We start from the raw sequence: 3,256 nt of genomic DNA, 5'->3' as shown, positions 1-3,256 counted from the left end.
GCGGCAACTTCCTACCCTTGCAAGAGGCGATCCTCTAACTACTCTCGGCGTTTAGAAGCTTAACTGCTGTGTTCGGCATGGGAACAGGTGTATCCTTCTAGCTATCGCCACCACACTATTCTTTTAAAAGAACTTCGTTCTTTCAAAACTAGATATTATTATTCCTTTAGAGAACCACCTTACTTGGTTAAGTCCTCGACCAATTAGTACTAGTCCGCTCCATACATTGCTGCACTTCCACTTCTAGCCTATCTACCTAATCATCTCTTAGGGGTCTTACTTCCATAAAGGAATGGGAAATTTCATCTTGAGGTGGGTTTCACACTTAGATGCTTTCAGCGTTTATCTCAACCATACATAGCTACCCAGCAGTGCCCCTGGCGGGACAACTGGTACACCAGCGGTATGTCCATCTCGGTCCTCTCGTACTAGAGATAGCTCCCCTCAAATTTCCTACGCCCGCGACGGATAGGGACCGAACTGTCTCACGACGTTCTGAACCCAGCTCGCGTACCGCTTTAATGGGCGAACAGCCCAACCCTTGGGACCAACTACAGCCCCAGGATGCGATGAGCCGACATCGAGGTGCCAAACCTCCCCGTCGATGTGAACTCTTGGGGGAGATAAGCCTGTTATCCCCAGGGTAGCTTTTATCCGTTGAGCGATGGCCCTTCCATATGGTACCACCGGATCACTAAGCCCGACTTTCGTCCCTGCTCGACCTGTCTGTCTCGCAGTCAAGCYCCCTTGTGCCTTTACACTCTGCGAATGATTTCCAACCATTCTGAGGGAACCTTTGGGCGCCTCCGTTACTATTTGGGAGGCGACCGCCCCAGTCAAACTGCCAATCAGACACTGTCTCCCACCACGATAAGTGGTGCGGGTTAGAGTGTTAGCACAGCGAGGGTAGTATCCCAACAATGCCTCCACCGAAACTAGCGTTCCGGTTTCCACGGCTCCTACCTATCCTGTACAAGCTATGTCAACACCCAATATCAAATTACAGTAAAGCTCCATGGGGTCTTTCCGTCCTGTCGCGGGTAACCTGCTTCTTCACAGGTATCTCAATTTCACCGAGTCTCTTGTTGAGACAGTGCTCAGATCGTTACGCCTTTCGTGCGGGTCGGAACTTACCCGACAAGGAATTTCGCTACCTTAGGACCGTTATAGTTACGGCCGCCGTTTACTGGGGCTTCGTTTCTGAGCTTCGCCGAAGCTAACTCATCCACTTAACCTTCCAGCACCGGGCAGGCGTCAGCCCCTATACTTCATCTTACGATTTTGCAGAAACCTGTGTTTTTGATAAACAGTCGCCTGAGCCTTTTCACTGCGGCTGCACGTTAGTGCAGCACCCCTTCTCCCRAAGTTACGGGGTCATTTTGCCGAGTTCCTTAACAAGAGTTCACTCGCTCACCTTAGGATACTCTCCTCGACTACCTGTGTCGGTTTGCGGTACGGGTAGTTAATTACTCACTAGAAACTTTTCTCGGTAGCGTGACATGGCTCACTTCTCTACTATAATTCGATCCTCATCACARCTTGTCAACCCGCTGAAAAGCATTTCACTCTTCAACTGACTCACTGCTTGAACGCACAATCCAATCGTGCGMACGAGTTAGCCTTCTACGTCCTTCCATCGCTCAAACATAATTAACTAGTACAGGAATTTCAACCTGTTATCCATCGCCTACGCCTCTAGGCCTCGGCTTAGGTCCCGACTTACCCTGGGAGGACGAGCCTTCCCCAGGAAACCTTAGTCATTCGGTGGATTAGATTCTCACTAATCTTTCGCTACTCATACCGGCATTCTCACTTCTAAGCGCTCCATCAGTCCTTACGGTCCAACTTCGTTGCCCTTAGAACGCTCTCCTATCACATGACTACGTCATGTCCACAATCTCGGTAATATGCTTAGCCCCGGTAAATTTTCGGCGCAAAATCACTCGACTAGTGAGCTATTACGCACTCTTTAAATGGTGGCTGCTTCTGAGCCAACATCCTAGTTGTCTATGCAACTTCACATCCTTTTCCACTCAGCATATATTTAGGGACCTTAATTGGTGGTCTGGGCTGTTCCCCTTTCGACGGTGGATCTTATCACTCATCGTCTGACTCCCGGACATATAAATCAATGGTATTCGGAGTTTATCTGAATTTAGTAACCCATGACGGGCCCCTCATCCAAACAGTGGCTCTACCTCCATGATTCTAAATCCGAGGCTAGCCCTAAAGCTATTTCGGAGAGAACCAGCTATCTCCAAGTTCGTTTGGAATTTCACCGCTACCCACATTTCATCTCAGCACTTTTCAACGTACACGAGTTCGGCCCTCCGGTGCGTTTTACCGCACTTTCAGCCTGAACATGGGTAGATCACCTGGTTTCGGGTCTATCTCAACATACTCAAACGCCCTATTCAGACTCGCTTTCGCTATGGCTCCAATCTTTTCATCTTAACCTTGCATGTTAACATAACTCGCCGGTTCATTCTACAAGAGGCACGCTATCACCCATTAACGGGCTCTAACTGTTTGTAAGCACATGGTTTCAGGAACTATTTCACTCCCCTTCCGGGGTGCTTTTCACCTTTCCCTCACGGTACTGGTTCACTATCGGTCACTAGGGAGTATTTAGCTTTGGGAGATGGTCCTCCCAGATTCCAACGACGTTCCACGTGTGTCGCTGTACTCAGGATCCTGAACTGAGGTTAAATGATTTCATCTACGGGGCTATCACCCTGTATCGCTTACCTTCCCAGATAATTCGACTATCRTTTAACTTGGTAACTCAAATGTTCAGTCCTACAACCCCAAAGAGCAAGCTCTTTGGTTTGAGCTGTTCCCCGTTCGCTCGCCGCTACTTAGGGAATCGAAATTTCTTTCTCTTCCTGTGGGTACTTAGATGTTTCAGTTCCCCACGTCTGCCGCCAAATTAGCTAATTAATTCACTAATTGGTGATAACCGATTAAGGTTATCGAGTTTCCTCATTCGGAGATCTCCGGATCAAAGCTTACGTACAGCTCCCCGAAGCATATCGGTGTTAGTCCCGTCCTTCATCAGCTCCTAGTGCCAAGGCATCCACCATGCGCCCTTCATAACTTAACCTAATTCATCACTTCGTGATGTTTGGTTAATTGAGTATTATACGAATAAAACTATTTAAAAAACTCAAAATAACGCGGTGTTCTCGGTTAAAATTGTATTTAATACAAATTTAATTTAGAAATTAATAATATCTAGTTTTCAAAGAACCAAGTT

The 3,256-nt window shown here is 47.5% G+C and carries 2 rRNA genes; both read right to left on the bottom strand.

Annotation, left to right across the window (positions count from 1 at the left end):
* A 5S ribosomal RNA gene (gene rrf, locus C7N44_RS07905) occupies positions 1-115 on the bottom strand; the annotation flags it as partial.
* A 68-nt stretch (positions 116-183) separates the two neighbouring features.
* Positions 184-3,103: ribosomal RNA gene (locus tag C7N44_RS07900) — 23S ribosomal RNA — on the bottom strand.
* Between the last annotated feature and the right edge of the window lie 153 nt (positions 3,104-3,256).

This window comes from Apilactobacillus quenuiae (assembly GCF_002994005.1).
Classification (GTDB): Bacteria; Bacillota; Bacilli; order Lactobacillales; family Lactobacillaceae; genus Apilactobacillus; species Apilactobacillus quenuiae.
Note: the sequence above shows the minus strand (reverse complement) of the source record. Positions and strands in the feature narration are given on the sequence as shown.